Annotated in this window: 13 protein-coding genes; all 13 read left to right on the forward strand. The window is 40.3% G+C overall.

From position 1 onward, the window contains the following. Positions 1-19: 19 nt before the first annotated feature. The 13 genes from ACIFOT_RS03500 (at position 20) to ACIFOT_RS03560 (ending at position 19,876) form a co-directional block, all read left to right on the forward strand. Positions 20-1,312 carry a CitMHS family transporter gene (locus ACIFOT_RS03500; RefSeq protein WP_430061692.1) on the forward strand — a complete coding sequence of 431 codons (1,293 nt, stop codon included), beginning with the start codon at positions 20-22 and terminating at the stop codon, positions 1,310-1,312. An 84-nt stretch (positions 1,313-1,396) separates the two neighbouring features. Continuing rightward, entirely contained in the window at positions 1,397-2,320 is a 924-nt protein-coding gene (locus ACIFOT_RS03505; protein ID WP_430061694.1) for an AEC family transporter, read from the forward strand. A 103-nt stretch (positions 2,321-2,423) separates the two neighbouring features. Continuing rightward, a complete protein-coding gene (glgB, locus tag ACIFOT_RS03510) occupies positions 2,424-4,367 on the forward strand; it encodes a 1,4-alpha-glucan branching enzyme (RefSeq protein WP_430061696.1) in 1,944 nt (647 codons plus the stop codon). After that, positions 4,315-5,445 carry a glucose-1-phosphate adenylyltransferase gene (locus tag ACIFOT_RS03515; RefSeq protein ID WP_430061698.1) on the forward strand — a complete coding sequence of 377 codons (1,131 nt, stop codon included), beginning with the start codon at positions 4,315-4,317 and terminating at the stop codon, positions 5,443-5,445. Before glgB ends, ACIFOT_RS03515 begins: the two co-directional genes overlap by 53 nt. Positions 5,446-5,492: 47 nt before the next feature. Then, positions 5,493-6,497, forward strand: a complete 1,005-nt coding sequence (locus tag ACIFOT_RS03520; protein WP_430061721.1) for a sugar phosphate nucleotidyltransferase — start codon at positions 5,493-5,495, stop codon at positions 6,495-6,497. 7 nt (positions 6,498-6,504) lie between these two features. After that, the gene (glgA, locus tag ACIFOT_RS03525) at positions 6,505-7,950 is read left to right on the forward strand and encodes a glycogen synthase GlgA (protein WP_430061700.1); all 1,446 of its coding nucleotides are present in this window, start codon (positions 6,505-6,507) and stop codon (positions 7,948-7,950) included. Positions 7,951-8,152: 202 nt separating this feature from the next. Next, positions 8,153-9,175, forward strand: a complete 1,023-nt coding sequence (locus ACIFOT_RS03530) for a LacI family DNA-binding transcriptional regulator (protein WP_430061702.1) — start codon at positions 8,153-8,155, stop codon at positions 9,173-9,175. Between the two features lie 304 nt (positions 9,176-9,479). Then, entirely contained in the window at positions 9,480-10,400 is a 921-nt protein-coding gene (gene rbsK / locus ACIFOT_RS03535; protein WP_430061704.1) for a ribokinase, read from the forward strand. Positions 10,401-10,866: 466 nt separating this feature from the next. Further along, positions 10,867-13,374: a GH116 family glycosyl-hydrolase gene (locus ACIFOT_RS03540; RefSeq protein WP_430061706.1), complete on the forward strand. Its 2,508-nt coding sequence runs from the start codon at positions 10,867-10,869 to the stop codon at positions 13,372-13,374. Positions 13,375-13,576: 202 nt separating this feature from the next. Next, positions 13,577-14,827 carry an MFS transporter gene (locus ACIFOT_RS03545; protein WP_430061708.1) on the forward strand — a complete coding sequence of 417 codons (1,251 nt, stop codon included), beginning with the start codon at positions 13,577-13,579 and terminating at the stop codon, positions 14,825-14,827. A 168-nt stretch (positions 14,828-14,995) separates the two neighbouring features. Next, positions 14,996-17,146, forward strand: coding sequence for a glycoside hydrolase family 52 protein (locus ACIFOT_RS03550; RefSeq protein WP_430061709.1), 2,151 nt, complete (start codon positions 14,996-14,998; stop codon positions 17,144-17,146). A 232-nt stretch (positions 17,147-17,378) separates the two neighbouring features. Next, on the forward strand, positions 17,379-17,948 hold the full coding sequence (locus ACIFOT_RS03555; RefSeq protein ID WP_430061711.1) for a hypothetical protein: 570 nt from the start codon (positions 17,379-17,381) through the stop codon (positions 17,946-17,948). 146 nt (positions 17,949-18,094) lie between these two features. Continuing rightward, positions 18,095-19,876 (forward strand): L-fucose isomerase, encoded by a 1,782-nt coding sequence (locus tag ACIFOT_RS03560; RefSeq protein WP_430061713.1) that lies wholly within the window; start codon positions 18,095-18,097, stop codon positions 19,874-19,876. Positions 19,877-20,136: the final 260 nt, after the last annotated feature.

The following is a 20,136-nucleotide window of genomic DNA, read 5'->3' on the forward strand; positions in this document are numbered from 1 at the left end:
AACAAAAGGGGTGAAGACGATGTTAGCAACTTTAGGATTTTTAATGATTATTGTATTTATGGTATTAATTATGACAAAACGTCTTTCAGCGATGATCGCCTTAATGGTGGTACCGGTTGTATTTGCCTTATTCGGCGGATTCGGAAAAGAAATGGGGCCGATGGCGCTTGAGGGGATTAAAAGCGTGGCACCGACAGGAATCATGATCCTGTTTGCGATTCTCTTTTTCGGGATATTGATCGATGCAGGGGTATTTGACCCTATCATTTCGACAATCTTGAAACTAGTAAAAGGGGATCCAGTAAAAATTGCAATAGGAACAGCCGTCCTTGCACTATTAATTTCACTTGATGGTGATGGAACAACTACTTATATGATTACCATTTCTGCTATGCTTCCTTTATATAAGCGAATCGGCATGAAACCATTGGTACTGGCTGGAATCGCAGTATCATCATCAGGAGTTATGAACCTTCTTCCATGGGGCGGACCAACTGCAAGAGCGATGACAGCCTTGCATCTTGAAATGGGCGATATTTTTACTCCCGTGATCCCAAGTATGGTTGGCGGTGTGTTGTTTGTATTGTTTATGGCATACCTTCTTGGACGAAAAGAAAAGAAACGGATTGGTGTCCTAGAAATCGATTATAGCACTCTTTCAGAAATAGCTGCTACAACAGCGGATGACTACTTAAAGCGTCCAAAATTAATCATCGTAAACTATTTACTTACTATTCTATTGTTAGTTGCACTTATTCAAGAGGTACTGCCATCAACCGTATTGTTCATGATAGGCTTTGCCATTGCCATTACGATCAATTATCCAAACTTAAAAGAACAAAAAGAACGAATCATGCATTACGCTGATAATGCTTTGTCTGTTGTTTCCATGGTTTTTGCAGCAGGGATTTTTACAGGGATTCTTTCTGGGACAAAAATGGTGGATGGAATGGCCAACATTATGATTTCTCATATCCCAAGTGCTTTAGGTCCACACATCGCCATTATTACTGCTATCATTAGTGCACCATTTACGTTTTTTATGTCCAATGATGCTTTCTACTATGGAGTTTTGCCATTACTTGCTAAAGCTGCGAGCGTATATGGAATCGATCCAGCCGCAATTGGACGAGCTTCTCTTCTAGGGCAGCCGGTTCACCTGTTAAGTCCGTTAGTTCCATCTACGTATTTATTGGTGGGAATGGTTGGTAAAGATTTCGGGGACCTGCAGCGTTCATTCCTAAAATGGGCCTGCGCATCATCAGCAGTTATGATTTTGGTTGCTGTAATTTTGACCATTATTCCTTTTTAACAAATTTGCCATAGTCCAAGAGCTCTCTACCTGAGGGTTCTTGGACTATATTTCATTAATGGGGAATAACAGAAAGGGAATGTTATGGAAGTATTTTTTCTTATCTTAATAAATGTCATTTTACCAGTCTTTACGTTAATAGTGGCGGGAGTATTTTTACATCGAAAATTTCAGTTTGATATGAATACTTTGTCTAAATTAAATAATTATTTTTTGATGCCTTGTGTTAGTTTTGCAAATATTTATCAAACGAATGTTGGCGGAAAAACTCTTGTGCATATACTAAGCTTCTTATTGATACAATGCAGCAGTCTGATGATAATAACTGCAATCATTTCAAAAGCGGCCAAATTTGAAAACGGTCTTTCATCGACCTTCAAAAATAGCGTGGTACTTAACAATTCCGGAAACTTTGGGCTGCCAGTAAGCCAGCTAGTTTTCCAGCATAATCCATTGGGTGCGTCTATTCAGATAGTGGTCATGATTTTTCAGAACTTACTCACCTACACCTATGGACTGTTAAATTCTGTTTCCGTTGATCAAAGTGGAATTAAAGCAATTAAGAAGTTTCTAAAAAATCCAGTTATTTATGCTTTTTTATTGGGATTGATTCTTCACACCTTGCATATAAAATTACCTGATTTTCTATGGACTCCAATTAGTAATACTTCAAATGCTTTTCTGGCAGTCGCACTCGTTACGCTAGGTGCACAAAGTGCCTATTTAAAAATTACTTGTTTATCCTTGCCGTTGTTTCTAAGTTTATTTGGCCGTCTCATTCTATCACCAGCCATCGCATTACTGATTATTTTTCTTTTAAAGTTGGATGGAACTACGGCACAGGCGTTGTTTATTGCAAGCTCCTTCCCAACATCAAGAAATAGCGCTTTATTTGCTTTAGAATATGGAAATCATCCAGAATATGCCGCTCAAGTTGTTTTACTGTCTACTTTGCTTAGCATGATTACAGTAACCACTGTTGTTTTTCTATCAACCATTTTATTTTAATACTTTAATTTTGCAATGCTGCCCAGAATAATGGGCAGCTTCTTTTAACATGCTACAAAATAGAGTCTTTGATTAAGGAAATCGAAATTTCAGCAGGAACGAGGTGAGTATTGTGACCTTAACACATCCAACAGATTATGATGTCCACCTTTTTCACGAAGGAAGTTTGTCTGAATGCTACAAGGTCTTTGGGGCACATCTTGAAACACAGAATGGAGTAAAGGGTACTCGTTTTTCTGTCTGGGCTCCCCATGCCGCCGAGGTCAACGTGGTTGGGGATTTTAATAATTGGGATGGAAGCCGGCATGGTATGACAAAACTAAATGATGAAGGAATTTGGTCATTATATATTCCAGTATTGCTGGAACATGAGATATACAAGTATCAAATTATAACTGCTAAGGGAGATACTATCCTAAAGGCAGATCCCTATGCATTTTATTCTGAGCTCAGGCCGGACACAGCATCAATTGTTTACAACATTGAAGGATATGATTGGACCGATCAAAAGTGGTTTAAAAAGAAACGGAAAAAAAGTGTGTATGAAGAACCACTTGCCATTTACGAGGTGCATTTAGGTTCTTGGAAGAAAAAGGATGATGGGGAGTTTTATTCATACCGAGAGCTGGCTGAGGATCTGATCCCATATGTACTTGAGAATAAATTTACACATGTTGAAATAATGCCCATAATTGAACATCCTTATGATCGTTCTTGGGGCTATCAAGGAACCGGATATTATTCCCCGACAAGTCGTTATGGTACACCGCATGATTTAATGTTTTTTATTGACCAATGCCATCAAAGTGGTATAGGAATAATTCTCGATTGGGTTCCAGGACACTATGGAAGAGATGCCCATGGTTTATATATGTTTGATGGTCAGCCTGTTTATGAATATGAAGATACATACGTACGTGAGAATGAAATATGGGGAACAGCTAATTTTGATTTGGGAAAGCCTGAAGTGCATAGCTTCTTGATCTCGAACGCCTTATTCTGGATGAAATACTACCACGTTGACGGATTTCGGATCGATGCCGTTGCCAATATGCTGTACTGGAATGCAGGGGGCATTTATCAAAAAAATGAATTTGCCGTTTCATTTCTTAGGAAGCTGAATGAGAATGTCTTTAATGCCGATCCAGCCATTTTGATGATGGCGGAGGATTCGACAGATTGGCCGCTAGTCACCTCACCTGCCTATGAAGGCGGCTTAGGCTTTAACTATAAATGGAATATGGGGTGGATGAACGATATTTTAAAATATATGGAAGCAGAGCCCCGGAATCGTAAGGAATTGCATGATAAAGTCACCTTCTCCCTCCTGTATGCTTTTTCGGAAAACTTCGTCCTGCCTTTGTCACATGATGAGGTGGTTCACGGCAAAAGATCCCTTTTAAATAAAATGCCGGGTGATTATTGGCGAAAATTTGCCCAGCTTCGTCTATTGTTTGGGTATTTGATGACGCACCCTGGTAAAAAGCTGTTGTTTATGGGCGGAGAATTCGGTCAGTTTGATGAATGGAAGGATTTAGAGGATTTAGATTGGGAGTTACACGATTTCGAGATGCACCGCTTCATGCATGATTACTTTAAAGAATTGATGAACCTGTATAAACGTTCAAAACCATTGTGGGAACTGGACCATGATAGGGAAGGCTTTGAGTGGATTGATGCTGACAATAAAGCTCAAAGTATTTTCTCATTCATTAGAAAAGGGAAAATAGAAGACAATATTCTTGTTATGGTTTGCAATTTTACAGAGGTTGTTTATGAAAACTATAAAGTGGGGGTTCCTTCCTACAATTATTACAATGAAATCTTAAATAGCGATGCGGTATTATTTGGTGGTTCTGGCAGGGTAAATAAAAAGAAAATCAAAACGATTGAAAAACCGTTTCATAATCAGCCATGCCATCTGGAAATGACCATCCCGCCCTTTGGTATTTCCATCTTACGACCAGTTAAAACAAGAAAGGGGAAAATAAGCAATGGTACAGAAAAAAAAGTGCGTAGCAATGTTACTGGCAGGCGGCCAAGGTAGCCGTCTCAGTGCGCTGACAAGAGATAAGGCCAAGCCGGCCGTTTCGTTTGGCGGCAAGTATAGAATCATCGATTTTCCGTTAAGCAACTGTACAAACTCAGGAATTGATACAGTAGGTGTATTGACCCAGTATCTGCCGCTTGTTTTGCATTCCTATATCGGGATCGGGAGCGCATGGGATTTAGATAGAATTAATGGCGGTGTTACCGTATTGCCTCCCTATTCGGAAACGGCAGGCGTCAGGTGGTATAAAGGTACCGCAAACGCTATTTACCAAAATTTAAATTATTTAAAACAATACAATCCAGAATACGTCCTCATCCTTTCAGGTGACCATATTTATAAGATGGATTATTCTAAAATGCTCAACTATCACGATGAAAAGGAAGCAGATGTTTCTATCTCTGTTATTGAGGTTCCCTGGGAGGAAGCCAGCCGTTTCGGAATTATGAATACAAATGAAGATTTAGAAATTATTGAATTTGAGGAAAAGCCGAAAGAGCCAAAAAGTAATTTAGCTTCAATGGGTATTTATATTTTTAAATGGCCAGTCTTAAAAACGTTTTTAGAGATGGATGATAAAAATCCTGAATCCTCCAATGATTTCGGCAAGGATATTATTCCTTTATTACTGGAAGAAAAGAAAAAGGTCGTGGGTTATCCATTTGAGGGCTATTGGAAGGATGTTGGTACTGTAGGCAGCCTGTGGGAAGCAAATATGGACTTACTAAAAGAGGATACGGATTTTGATCTTTATGACCGTAATTGGAGAATTTATTCTGTCAACCCAAATCAGCCGCCACAATATATTGCCCCTGCCGCTCAAATTGAAGAATCCTTAATTAATGAAGGCTGCATTGTAGAAGGGACAATTAAGCATTCTGTTTTGTTCCAAGGCGTTACAGTGGAGGAAGGAAGTATGATTCAGGACTCGGTTATTATGCCGGACGCCCGTGTCGGAAAAAATGTAGTTATCGAACGAGCGATTGTCGCACCGGGTATGGTGGTGGAAGATAATGCCGTTATTCGTCCCTCACAGAACAACGGTGCTGTAATTTTGTTTGCTAATGAAGATTAGTCACAAAAACTTACTAGGAAAGGTAGGAGGATACTTTGCCGTGTTCCATGCTTGGCATAATTAATGCAACCAATGAGTCTGAAACATTTCAGAATTTAACTGCCCATCGTACCTTAGCATCTCTTCCCTTTGCAGGACGATATCGATTAATTGACTTTATGTTATCAAATATGGTGAATTCAGGGATTACGAATGTAGCTATTTTCACCGGACATGATGTTCGGTCGCTAATGGACCATTTAGGATCCGGAAAGCAATGGGACTTAGATAGAAAGCGTGATGGTTTGTTTGTGTTCACTCCAGATGGCAAATCCAGGTACGAAAGATTTGGTTCATTTGCGCATTTTGCCAGAAATATAACCTATTTCTTACGCAGTAAGCAAAAGTACGTTGTCATAACTAATTGCTACACAATTGGAACCATTGATTTCTGTAAAATTTTAGATCTTCATAAAGAAACAGAAGCGGATATTACGGAGGTATTCTGTAATGGGAAATCTCTGGAAACCTATATTTTGAGGAAAGATTTATTGCTTTCTCTTTTTGAAAAATACAAGAACCAAGGATATTACAGTATTTTTGATGTAGTCCATGATAAACGGCATAATTTTAAAATAAATTTATATGAATGCACAGGCTATATTGCGATCATTGACTCCCTTCAAAGCTACTATCAAAATAGTCTCGATTTGCTGCAGCCGTCCGTATGGAAGCAGGTATTTACGAAGGAAGAGCCAATTTTCACGAAGGTAAAGGACGAGCCGCCGACACGGTATAAAAAGGAAGCAAGTGTTGCGAATTCAATGATTGCAAATGGGTGCGTAATTGAAGGGGAAGTGGAGAATAGCATTCTTTTCCGTTCTGTGAAAGTTGGTAAAGACGCTGTGATTCGTAACTCCATCATCATGCAAAAGTGTCAAATCGGAGAAAATTGTGTACTTGATGGAGTCATTATCGATAAAGATGTCAGGATTGAAAATGGTGTACGCTTGACAGGAACCTTAGTGTCACCTTATATAGTAGGTAAAGGTACAGTTCAAGAGGGGCGTTGAGGACAAAGTGAAAGTGTTATTTGCAGTTTCTGAGTGCGTACCGTTTGTGAAAACAGGCGGTCTTGCCGACGTTGCGGGCGCGTTGCCTAAAGCGTTAAAAAAGTTAGGAGCAGATGTACGCGTTATACTGCCAAATTACAGTTTAATTCCAGATAAGCTGAGAAAATCATTTCAATTTCAAAAGGCGATTTATGTAAAGCTAGGTTGGCGCAGTCAATACTGTGGCATCTATTCCTTCGAGCATGACGACATTACTTATTATTTTATTGATAACGAATATTATTTTTATCGTGATACTCTATATGGCCATTATGATGATGGGGAACGATTTTCTTTTTTCTCGAAGGCGGTTTTGGAGTGTATTCCGCATCTCGATTTTATTCCTGATGTGATTCATTCACATGACTGGCACTCCGCGATGGTGAATTTCTTAGTGGATGCCCAATATCGTCTAAATCCACTCTATAGGGACATAAAGACAGTTTTTACGATTCATAATTTGCAATTTCAGGGGATATTCCCATATGAAGTAATGAGTGATTTGTTAGAATTAAATCATCAATATTTTAACAGCGAGCAGCTGGAGTTTTACGGAAATGTAAATTTTATGAAGGGTGGAATCGTTGCGTCTGATGTCGTTACAACTGTCAGCCCGACTTATAAAGAGGAAATTCAGTATCCCCATTTTGGGGAACGGCTCGATGGTTTTTTACGAAAGCATAACGATAAGCTGATAGGCATCGTAAATGGCATTGACGACATTGCTTACAATCCAAAAACAGATCGAGAAATCGCTGCTGCCTATGATCTTGATTCGTTAACGGGTAAAGCTGAAAATAAGCAAGAATTGCAGCGATTTTTCGGATTGCCGGTAAAGGATAGCACACCCGTTATGGCGATGGTAACACGCTTAACCGCACAAAAAGGGTTAGACTTGGTGCTCCATGTTTTTCACAGTATGATGGAGGAGGATATACAACTCATCGTTCTTGGGTCTGGAGACCATCATTATGAACACTTCTTTAGTCGAATGGAGCAAGAATATCCAGAGAAGGTAAAGGTTTATTTGGGATTTAATGAAGGATTGGCGCATCAAGTTTATGCCGGGGCTGATTTGTTTTTAATGCCTTCACAGTTTGAGCCTTGCGGATTAGGACAGCTTATTGCCCTCCAATACGGGACCATCCCCATTGTTAGAGAAACGGGGGGCTTGAATGATACGGTGCAATCATACAATGAAGAAACAGATGAGGGGAACGGATTCACTTTTAAGAATTTCAACGCTCATGATATGCTGCATACAATTAGAAGAGCGATATATTTTTATCAACAAAAGGAAACTTGGAATAGCTTAGTACAAAATGCGATGAGTCAAGATTATAGCTGGATGCAGTCTGCCAAGAAATACAATGAGATTTATGAGGACCTGCTTGAGGACAAACCTATAGAGTAAACCAAGAACCAGGCATCGTGCCTGGTTTTTATATTTAAATGAAAAATCCATCTTAATTTTAACTAATAGTTAATGATGTTTAATTATTATGTAATTTACTTTAAGGGAACAAAAAAATAAAATTTATATAAATACTATTTATTTATTTAATATGTTTTTTTATCTAAATATAAAAACGTTTACATTTTAGGAGTTTTTAAATATGGAATCTAAATCAAATATTCAGAGTGTTGCGAAGCTAGCTAATGTCTCTATTGCAACTGTCTCTCGGGTGATTAATAACCAAGGTGTTGTTCGGAAAGAAACCGAGGAGAGGATACTAAAGGCTATTAATGAACTCGGCTATATCCGTAATGCTGCAGCTAGAACAATGAAGGGAAAAGGAACCAATACAATTGGCGTAATTGTCCCTGACATTAAAAACCCGTTCTTTCCGCTCGTGATGGCTGAAATTGAACAGAAAGCCCGCGAGAAACGATACTTCACAATCTTAAGTAGCACAAATGAGTCACCTATAGTAGAAGAAGAGATTGTGAAGAATTTTATTGAGCGCTGTGTTGATGGCGTAATTATTATAACTGCCAATGAAAATGGTGATCAACTGAAGCTGCTTCAGGAGCAGGGGATTCCAATTGTAGCTGTTGACCGCAGCATCAAAAGATTTGAAGTAGATACTGTTATGGTTGATAATGTGACGGGGTCATACCAGGCGGTTCAGCACCTGATTCTTCAGGGCCATGAGAAAATTGCGATCATTTGCGGGTCACAAAATACGACGCCTGGACGTGATAGGTTCTTGGGCTATAAGAAGGCACTTGAGAACTATAATATTCCTTTTGATGAGCGCTATGTGATTCAAGGGAACTTCGGAGAGCAAAGTGGTTATCAGGCAACCCAGGAACTTTATGCGCTGGATGATAAGCCGACTGCAATATTTTCTTCAAACAACTTAATGACAATCGGATGTGTGAAAGCACTGGAGGAGTTGGAATGGAAGCTTGGCAGTGAGGTATCGTTTATTGGCTTTGATGATGTTGATATAGCGACATTCTTAAATCCTAAGCTTAGTGTTGTCTCAAGGCCAATGAATGCGCTTGGGGATATTGCGTTTCAGCTATTGCATGAGCGAATTTGTTTTAAAGGAACTCTCCCGAAGAGAGAGTATTTATTGTCTCCTGAACTGAAAATCAGGCAGTCTTGTCGGTTAGTGAAGACTGTATTCTAAATATTTGTATGAAAAGCGGTAAGGAAGCAGCGAAAATTGCTGATGAAAAAATTCAACAAGTACTTGATAGTAAATAAAAATATATCGGTTTAAAAATTTTTACGGAATGTGGAAACGATTACACATTGTTCACACACTGAAGCTACCCAGAACCTTTTGAGACACCATTACTGTTCAACCGACTTTTGTAATAGGGGTACCGCCATCATTTCGGAATTTTTGTACGCTAAGCAAACTCAAAACTAAAGCTCCACATTATAAGAAATCATCGGTCGTAACCGGAAAGAAATAAGGAGGAAAAGACATGGATATAGCAGTGATCGGGTCCAACAATGTGGATCTCATTTCATATATTGATAAAATGCCAAAAGAAGGGGAAACACTTGAGGCGTCAGACTTCAAAATCGGTTGCGGTGGCAAAGGAGCAAACCAGGCAGTGGCAGCTGCCAAAATGGGCTCAAAGGTGATGATGGTAACTAAGGTTGGAGATGACCTCTTTGCAGATAACACAATCCAAAACCTTGAAAGCTACGGAATTGACACAGAGTTTACAAGTAAAGTTCCTGGGACACCAAGCGGTGTTGCTCTGATTTTTGTAGACCAAGAGTCAAGAAACTGCATCCTGGTTATAAAAGGAGCAAATCGGTCTCTTCTACATGAGGATATTGATCGATCAGCAGAGAAGCTTAAAAAGTGTTCACTCATTGTTCTGCAGCTGGAAATCCCGCTCCAGACGATTTATTATGCGATTGAGTTTGGTAACGAGCATGGCATTCCTGTAATTTTGAATCCAGCGCCTGCGTCAAAGGAGTTAGATTTTGACTATGTATGCAAAAGTGACTTTTTTATTCCTAATGAAAGCGAACTGAAGATTCTCACAGGTATGCCTGTTGAGAATCAAGAGCAAATCCGAGAGGCAGCATCTACTTTGATTGAAAAAGGCTTGAAAAACGTGATTGTCACAATGGGCTGCCGCGGAGCGATGTGGGTAACGAAGGAGAAAATCCACACTGTTGAATCACATAAAGTTGCGGCTATCGATACAACGGGTGCCGGTGATGCATTCATTGGGTGCTTCGCTCATTTTTTTGTGCAAAATGGCGATGTGCTGAATGCAATCAAAATGGCCACAGCTTTTGCAGCATTAAGTGTTACAAAGAGAGGCACTCAGACCTCCTATCCAAGTATGGAAGAATTGGAGCTGTTTTTGAAGATGCGGGTTTAACTAACTTTAGAGAAAAATAAGGATAGAACATCCAGACTAAGCTGAAAAATGAAAACTTATCGACGAGATGCATGTCAGAAGCCTATCAAATTAGAGTTGCAAATTCTGAAGTAGATTTAATCAATGAATCTTGTATTCTTTGGGGATACGGGAAAGGTGGAAGCTAACTGTCCTATTCAATGCAGAAACTATATTTGGTGATGTGAACCCTGGTGGAAAATTACCATTCGAGGTTCCCAAAGAAGAACACCTTCCTCAAATTAATTAGTAAGCAGAAGAAATCACTCATGATTACTAACATGGCTATCCAAATTAGATAAAGATAAAATCGAGCCTTCCATACCAAGTTCCTATGTAATTTAAGATACATTACAAATGATTAAGGAAAAACATGTGAAATGAATGAAAGGAGGTGATGAGGTATCTGAACTTCTAGTGGTAATTTGAGATTTGGAGATTGATGATAATGACAAGTAACGTCTATACAAAGGAAGAGGTCATGATAATGGCAAGTAACGTCTATACAAAGGAAGAGCTTTATTCCATGAAGCCGCAAAAATGGTATCCGAGTGAAGCGACGGAAGCGGGCTTTCTTCTTGGCGGTATTGGCACGGGAAATATCACGCTAGGCAGCCGTGGCGATTTAAAAGATTGGGAAATATTTAACCGTCCAGGGAAAGGGGACTTTGCCCAATATAATTTCTTCTCCATTTGGGCCAAGGAAGATGGCAGCGAGCCAGTGGCAAAGGTGCTCGAGTCAAAAATTCTTCCGCCTTATAACCACCCCCTTGGGTACCCTTCAAGGGCGGCAGTATCAGGACTTCCGAGAATGGATCATTCCCGAATTAAAGGGGAATATCCCTTTGCATTTTTAGAATTCGACGATTCGAAGCTTCCCGTTGACGTCAGTTTGGAAGCCTTTACTCCGTTTATACCGCTGAATGAGGATGATTCTGGAATTCCCGGTGCGTTGTTTAGATATAAAGCGGTGAACCGGAAAAAACATCCGGTAGAAGTCACCGTTGCCGGTTCATTCATAAATTTCGCCGGTTATGAGGGGAATGGCTCGTTTGAAAATATGAGATTTGTACAACCGGGCGTGAATGAATATCGACAAGACAGTGGATTGCAAGGTATTTACTATTCTTCCCCTGATCTCCCGGCTGACCATCTGAGAAATGGGAGCATGGCAGTGTTGACCAACGCAGGACCGGAATTTGTTACCCATAAAGCGACGTGGCTGATCGGCGGATGGTGGGATGGCATCCAGGATTTCTGGGACGATTTTTCTCATGACGGAAAGTTAGAACCGGAGTCGTTTACCAATGCCACGTCAAGTGCATTAGGTATCAATGACCAACTTCGAATCGGATCATTGGGCATTAATCGTACGCTTCAGCCCGGTGAAGAAGCTATTTTCGAATTTGTTCTGTCCTGGTACTTCCCGAACCGGGTTCGCAATTGGGACGAAGATGCTCCTGTTAATGATGGTGATGAGTTAGAGATGAATTATTACGGCACATTGTTCCAGGATGCTTGGGATGCGGGAGCATACCTTTTAAAAAATCGAGAGCGGTTGGAGCAAGGAAGCCGCGACTTTCATCGGGCGCTCTTCACAAGTACGCTGCCGGACTACGTATTAGATGCGCTTGCGAGCAATATCACGGTTCTTCGCAGTCCGACCTGCTTCCGTATTAAGGACGGAACCTTCCTCGGGTTCGAAGGCTCTCTTGACAAGAAAGGAAGCTGTTTAGGGACATGCACGCATGTCTGGAATTACGCTCAAACTTTAGCCTTCCTGTTCCCAAAACTAGAACAAAGTGCAAGAATAGTAGAGTTTGAACTAGAGACTGACGATCAAGGGGAGATGGATTATAGAACGAACCGAGTAATGGGTAAACCGTCTTTCAGAGTTTCTGCCCCATTTGAGGTTCACCCGGCAACGGACGGGCAACTCGGTACGATTATTCGCTTGTACCGCGAGTGGAAAATCAGCGGCGATGATGCGTTTCTCCGCAGGCTGTGGACTAAGGCGAGTAAAGCACTTGATTTTGCCTTCGACTATTGGGATTCCGATGGCGACTTTGTGCTTGATAGCCGGCAGCATAATACTTATGACATAGAGTTTTATGGCCCTAATTCGCTGACGAATTCAATCTTCTATGCAGCACTCAAAGCTGGAGCAGAAATGGCCGAATTTGTAGGTGATTCTGAGCATGCAGAAAAATATCGAAAAGCGTTCGAAATAGGAAGCAAGAGGATGGATGCTCTTCTCTGGGGAGGGGAGTACTATGTTCAAGTGCTTGACAATGTGGATGAGCATCGCTACCAATACGGCATCGGATGTTTGTCCGACCAACTTTTCGGACAGATGCTAGCTCATGTCGTCGGCCTTGGATACATTCTGCCAGAAGACCATGTTAAACAAGCCGTCGCTTCGATATTTGCTAACAACTTTAAAAGCAATTTTGATGATCATGCTAATACTGGGAGGGCTTTTGCATTAAATGACGAGAAAGGACTTGTTGTTTGCTCGTGGCCAAAGGGCGGCCGGCCTAGACTTCCGTTCCAATATTCGCCAGAAGTATGGACGGGTATCGAATACCAAGTAGCTGCTCATCTAATCTATGAAGGATTTATAGAAGAAGGGATGACAATTGTAAAAGCGGTTCGTGAGAGATACGACGGTTACAAGAGGAACCCTTGGAGCGAAATTGAGGCTGGAAACCATTATGCTCGTTCTATGGCCAGCTGGGCGCTGCTGTTAGCCTTTTCGGGTTTTAAACTGGATTTGGGAGCAGGTAAGATGAGCTTTCACCCCGTGATAAATGAAGATCATTTTTCTACGTTCTGGAGCAACGGCAAAGCTTGGGGCATTTATAAGCAGCACATGGATGTTCAGACGTCCAGGCCGAAATGGGAGATTGAAGTTCTTTATGGAAGCTTGGAGGGAGTCCAGGTAAACGAATCGTAATTAGTAGTTTCATAGCTGATGGATATGGGAGCGCCCTTTTTTGAAGATGGGCGCCCTATCCGACAGCTTTCATCCTTAGAAAGTCGTCCATATCATCCATAGAAAATGGATAGTCTAATTCTATTACATTGATAAAAGAAATATTATTTGAACTACATCAAATAGGAAAGTGACATGATCAAATTAAGGGGGAGTTTTTTACATGCGTTGGGTTATTCTTATCTTACTATTTCTAGGTTCGCTTATCAGCACTGCTGATGGTCAGGTAATCGGCTTTGCTGCAGAACATCTTATGAAGGAATTTAACATAAACAGTTCTCAGTGGGGACTCATTGGGAGCAGTTTCTTCATCGTATTCATCTTCACAAGTTTTATTGGAGCAACATGGTCGGATCGTGTAGGTGCAAAGACTATAATGTTCATAGTGTTGGCAGGGATAACTCTTGTGCAGCTTGGGTCATTCGCGATTATAAGTTTTCCGATGCTTATCCTTTACAGAGTACTGTTAGGAGCGTTCGAAGGGCCATTTAGTCCTTCAGCAATGAGTTACGTTTCTAAAATCTTTCCTGAGCAGTTAAGAGGGGTAGCTATATCCGTTGTCTTTGCTGGAGCGTCTATCGGTGGAATTATCTCCGCACCCATCCTTGTGGGTTCGATAGAGAAATACGGTTGGCAATGGACGCTCGCATTACTGGGAGTTGCTAGTTTGGTAGTACTTGTTGTCTGGGCATTGGTTGATCGATCTTCCAAGTCAAAGCAAAATGTCGTCGAGGCAGTTTCCGCCCAAAAATTAAAGTGGGCTGATATTACTCCTGTTCTCCGTAATCCAGCTTGCTTTTTAACCCTATCTCTAGCGTCTGCCACCATTTGGCTAGCCATATGGATGACATTATGGGCACCAGTTTATTTTACAAAGGTAATGAATTTGCAGCCAATGAAGATGGCATATGCTATCGCAGGGACAGGTACCGCAGCTTTAGTAATGTTATTTTTAATGTCAACTATTTCTGATCGTATTTTTCAAAAAAACCAGAGTTATCGAAAGTCACGTGTTCTAGTCGCAGGAATAAGCACCATTATCGGCGGAATTTCTTTCGCGGTCATTCCGTCGTTAGGAAATTCTTTCCTATGGGTCTTCGTTGCTTTGTGTGTGGCAAAAGGTACTACTTATTTAAATGTCTCGATGGGTGTACAAATCATGGTTAAATTGATGCCAGAAAGATCTGGTCTCATGAATGGGCTTTTCACTTTAATTATGAATATTACATCATTAGTTGCACCAATTATTATCGGAATCATCGTACAAGCAGCCGGGAAAAATTTTGCACTTGGATTTAATAATACCATCTATCTCATAGCTGGAATGTTCCTGCTAAACGCTATTCTCTATTTACTATTTGTTAAACCTGATAAAGCAAAAGAAACAACAGAATCAAAAACTGTAACTGCGTAAAAAGTCAAAATTATGAAATTAATAATAGAATCTTAAAAAAGCAGCAAAGCAATTATTTATTTGTACTTCACCCTAAAAGTTAGAGTGATATCTTACTCGTTTGGGGTATTAGGTTAAACACTCATAGAGATTATCAATAATTATGACTAAAGAAAGTATGGGAACGAAATGGGAAAAAACATGTTTTTTAATGCACATCATTCACCAATTGGGGCTTTTGCCAGCTTTACACTTGGTTTTTACGGAGATGGGGGCGGTTTGGATTTAGAACTTGGAAGGCCCCCACGGAAAAATGTTTACGTTGGAGTCGAATCAATCGACCGTGAAGGAATATATGAAGCTCTTCCTTTTTATGATATCGTCGAGGATGAAAGTAAGCGCTATGATATTGAAAACATGGATCCAAAAAAAAATAAAACAAAAATCATTTTCCCTTTCGCGAAAGAAGAGATAGAACGTGATTTCCAATTGGGGACGGATACATGGAAGGCGGGCGATTTAACGTTTACGATTTATACACAAGCCCAATCTGTACCAGATCCTGCTGCAGCAACTGATGAAGAATTGAAGGCAGCCTTAGTGCCTGCTGTCTGGGCAGAGCTAACCATCGATAACACAAAAGGAGCTAAAAGCCGCCGTGCCTTTTTTGGCTACCAGGGCAGTGACCCATACAGCTCAATGCGTCGTTTAGATGACACCTGTGACGGTATTGCCGGTATCGGACAAGGTCGTTTAACGGCCATTACAACCAATAACCCGGAAGTCAAATCAGCTTTACATTTTGGTCCTGAATATATCTTAACAACACCAATAGAAGAAAACTGGACATTTGGTTTGGGACCTATGGGAGCACTCGTGATGGACGTTCCGGCAGGAGAAAAACGCACCTATCAATTTGCCGTTTGCTTTCATCGTTCCGGATATGTAACAGCTGGAATTGATGCCTCATATTATTACTCAAGATATTTTCCAAATATCGAATCGGTTGCCGCTTATGCGTTAGAAAATTTTGATTTATATAAGGGAAGAGCTTCCCAAGCAAGTGATTTGGTGGATGATGAGAATTTGTCTGATGACCAAAAGTTCATGATGATTCACTCTATTCGCAGTTATTATGGATGCACCCAAATGCTTGAAGTCGATGGCGAACCTTTCTGGGTTGTGAATGAAGGCGAATATCGCATGATGAATACGTTTGACTTAACGGTGGACCAAATCTTCTTCGAATTAAAGATGAATCCATGGACGGTTAAAAATGAGCTAGATATGTTTGTCAAACGTTTTAGTTATGAAGATAATGCCCGTTTTCCAGGAGATGAAAAGGAGTACCCGGGCGGTATAAGCTTTACCCATGATATGGGTGTTGCCAATACAGTATCTCGTCCTCACTTTTCTTCGTATGAGCTTTATGGATTAGACGGTTGCTTATCACATATGACGTATGAACAGCTTGTAAACTGGGTGTTGTGTGCGTCCGTTTATGTAGAACAAACAGGGGATCGTCAGTGGCTAAAAGCAAATTTAGATATTTTTGCTCGCTGCTTTGAAAGTATGTTGAACCGTGATCATCCTGAAGCGGACAAGCGGGATGGAATAATGGGACTTGATTCCACGCGTGTCATGGGTGGTGCCGAAATTACCACTTATGATAGTTTAGATGTTTCACTTGGCCAGGCTAGAAATAATATTTACTTGGCAGGGAAATCGTGGGCATCGTATGTTGCTCTTGAGAAGATTTTTGCCGAAAATGATTTAAAGGAATTATCGAAGGATGCAGCCGGCCAAGCGGATAAATGTGCGGAGACAATTGCCAGCCATATGACTTCAGGCGGCTATATTCCAGCTGTCATTAAAGAAGGAAACGACTCCAAGATTATTCCGGCAATTGAGGGACTTATTTTCCCGTACTATACAAACAACCAAGACGCACTGGATCCGAATGGACGATTTGGCACCTATATTCAGGTATTGAAAAAGCATTTAGAGACTGTACTAACCGAAGGAGTCTGCTTGTTTGAAGATGGCGGCTGGAAAATTTCTTCAACTAGCAATAATTCATGGCTGAGTAAAATTTATCTAAGTCAGTTCATTGCCCGTCAAATCCTTGGATTGGAATGGGATGATAAGGGAGCTCGTGCAGATGCTGCACACGTTGCTTGGTTAACGCATCCAACTTTATCTGTCTGGAGCTGGAGTGACCAAATCCTTTCAGGTGAAATCACTGGCAGTAAGTATTACCCTCGGGGAGTGACAAGTATTTTATGGCTGGAGGAAAGTAGGAAGCCTGTGGAGCAACGGCAAAGCTTGGGGCATTTATAAGCAGCACATGGATGTTCAGACGTCCAAGCCGAAATGGGAGATTGAAGTTCTTTATGGAAGCTTGGAGGGAGTCCAGGTAAACGAAATATAATTAATAATTTCATAGCTGATGGAAATGGGAGCGCCTTTTTTTACAGATGGGCGCCCTATCCGACAGCTTTCATCTTTAGAAAGTCCAGCTTGCTTTTTAACCCTAGCTCTATCGTCTGCCACCACTTGGCTAGTCATATGGATGGCAATATGGGCACCAGTTTATTTAACAAAGGTAATGAAATTGCAGCCAATGAAGATGGCTTATGCCATTGCAGGAACAGGTATCGCAGCATTAGTCATATTATTTTTAATTTCAACTTTTTCTGATCGTCTTTACAAAAAAACACAGAGGTATAGAAAGTCACGTGTGTTGGTCGCGGGAATAAGCACAATTATTGGTGGGCTTTCTTTCGCGCTAATTCCGTTGTTAGGAGATTCAATCCTATGGATCTTCGTTGCTTTGTGTGTGGCAAAAGGTACTTCCTATTTGAATGTCTCAATGGGTGTACAAATCATGATTAAATTGATGCCAGAAAGATCTGGTCTTATGTCTGGGATTTTCACTTTAATTATGAATATTACATCATTAGTTGCACCAATTATTATCGGTATCATCGTACAAGCAGCCGGGGAAAATCTTGCACTTGGATTTAATAAAACCATCTATCTCATAGCTGGATTGTTCCTGCTAAACGCTATTCTCTATATACTATTTGTTAAACCTGATAAAGCAAAAGAAACGACAGAATCAAAAACTGTAACTGCGTAAAAAGTCAAAATTACGAAATAAATAATAGAATCTTAAAAAAGCAGCAAAGCAATTTTTTATTTGTACTGCATCTCAAAAGTTAGAGTGAAATCTATCTCGAAAAACTACACAAATTCATTAATTTCTTAAATATGGAGCTGGTATTAATGTCTTTAAACACGTGGGGAACTAATCTTCCAAAGATTGGAATACGCCCGATTATAGATGGCAGAAGGGGAGGGATTCGTGAATCACTAGAAGAGGTAACAATGCAAATGGCAGCTAATGTTGCTAGTTTCGTAGAACAAAATATTAAATACCCTACTGGTGAATCAGTTGAATGTGTGATTGCTGATACTTGTATTGGGGGAGTAGCAGAAGCGGCGAAAACACATGATAAATTTAAAAAAGAGGGTGTAACTGTTACAATTTCTGTAACGCCTTCTTGGTGCTATCCAACAGAAACAATAGATACTGACCCAAGTACGGTAAAAGCAATATGGGGATTTAACGGGACAGAAAGACCTGGAGCTGTTTATTTAGCAGCATCATCATCTGCACATAATCAAAAGGGATTACCTGTATTTTGTATCTATGGACGTGATGTTCAGGATATGGAAGATTCAACTATTCCTGAGGATGTTCAAGAAAAGCTATTAAGGTTTGCGAAAGCAGCCCTTGCTGTGAGCTTAATGAGAGGCAAATCCTATTTATCTATTGGATCCGTTTCAATGGGGATTGCAGGCTGTATCGCAGATGAGAACTTTTTCGGTAAATATTTAGGAATGAGAAATGAATACAAGGATATGAGCGAGTTTATTCGTAGAATGGAATTAAAGATATATGATCAGGTAGAGTACGAAAAAGCGTTAAAATGGGTAAAAGCAAATTGTAAAGAAGGTATCGATGTAAACCCACCAGAATTAAAGCGCACTGTCGAACAAAAGGAGCTGGATTGGGAAACCGTTGTAAAAATGGCTCTCATCGCAAGAGACTTAATGGTAGGAAACCCTAAATTAGCCGAAATAGGATATGGTGAAGAAGCGCTCGGTCATAATGCTATTGCGGCAGGATTCCAAGGTCAGCGTGAGTGGACTGACTTTTTACCGAATGGTGATTTTATGGAATCTATTCTTTCTTCATCCTTTGATTGGAATGGAATTCGTGAGCCATACATGCTTTCAACAGAAAATGATACGTTAAATGGAATTACGATGTTATTTGGACATTTATTAACGAATTCTGCTCAAATTTTTGCAGATGTAAGAACATTTTGGAGCCCTGAGGCAGTAAAACGAGTAACTGGAAACGAGTTAACAGGTTTAGCTAAAAACGGAATTATCCATTTAATTAACTCTGGTCCTGCTGCTTTAGATGGGTCCGGTCAAATGGATATGGACGGAAAACCTGTGATGAAGCCTCATTGGGATATTACCGAGCAAGAGGTTCAAAAATGTCTCGAAGCAACTGAATGGTGTCCAGCAGTAGACTTCTTTAGAGGCGGAGGATTCTCCTCAAAATATGTAACCCGTGGCAACATGTCTGTAACAATGGCAAGAATTAATTTAATAGATGGTCTTGGACCTGTCTTGCAAATTGCAGAGGGCTATACTGTTGAGTTAGAAGAAGATGTTCATCGGGTGTTAGATGAGAGAACAAACCAAACATGGCCAACAACTTGGTTTGTACCAAAGTTAACGGGTGAAGCACCATTTAAAGATGTCTACTCTGTTATGAATAATTGGGGGTCAAACCACTGTTCATTAAGCTACGGACATATTGGCAGTGATTTAATAACAATGGCTTCAATGCTTAGAATTCCCGTTTCAATGCATAATGTTTCAGAAGAAAAATTATTTAGACCAAGTGCATGGTCAGCGTTTGGAGCATCCGACCCAATCGGTGCAGACTACCGTGCATGCAAAAACTACGGTCCATTATATCGATAAGTGAAGACTAAGCAGGGGCGGTTCTTATCCTCTTTTTTTGAAACGCGGGGTCAATTGTTGTGTTTCATTTATAAGGAGTGAAATAAGTACCGTCCTCTTGTTTTTTAGTAAAGTTATCTTTAATCATTTATATAATTTGTATTGGGAGAGATTAACATGAGTAGTTATATCAAGAATGCTATTAAAAGTGGCGAAACAGTACTTGGTATTGAACTAGGATCAACCCGAATTAAAGCTGTTCTTATTGGAGAAGATAATGT

It is taken from the genome of Neobacillus sp. NRS-1170 (genome assembly GCF_050468025.1).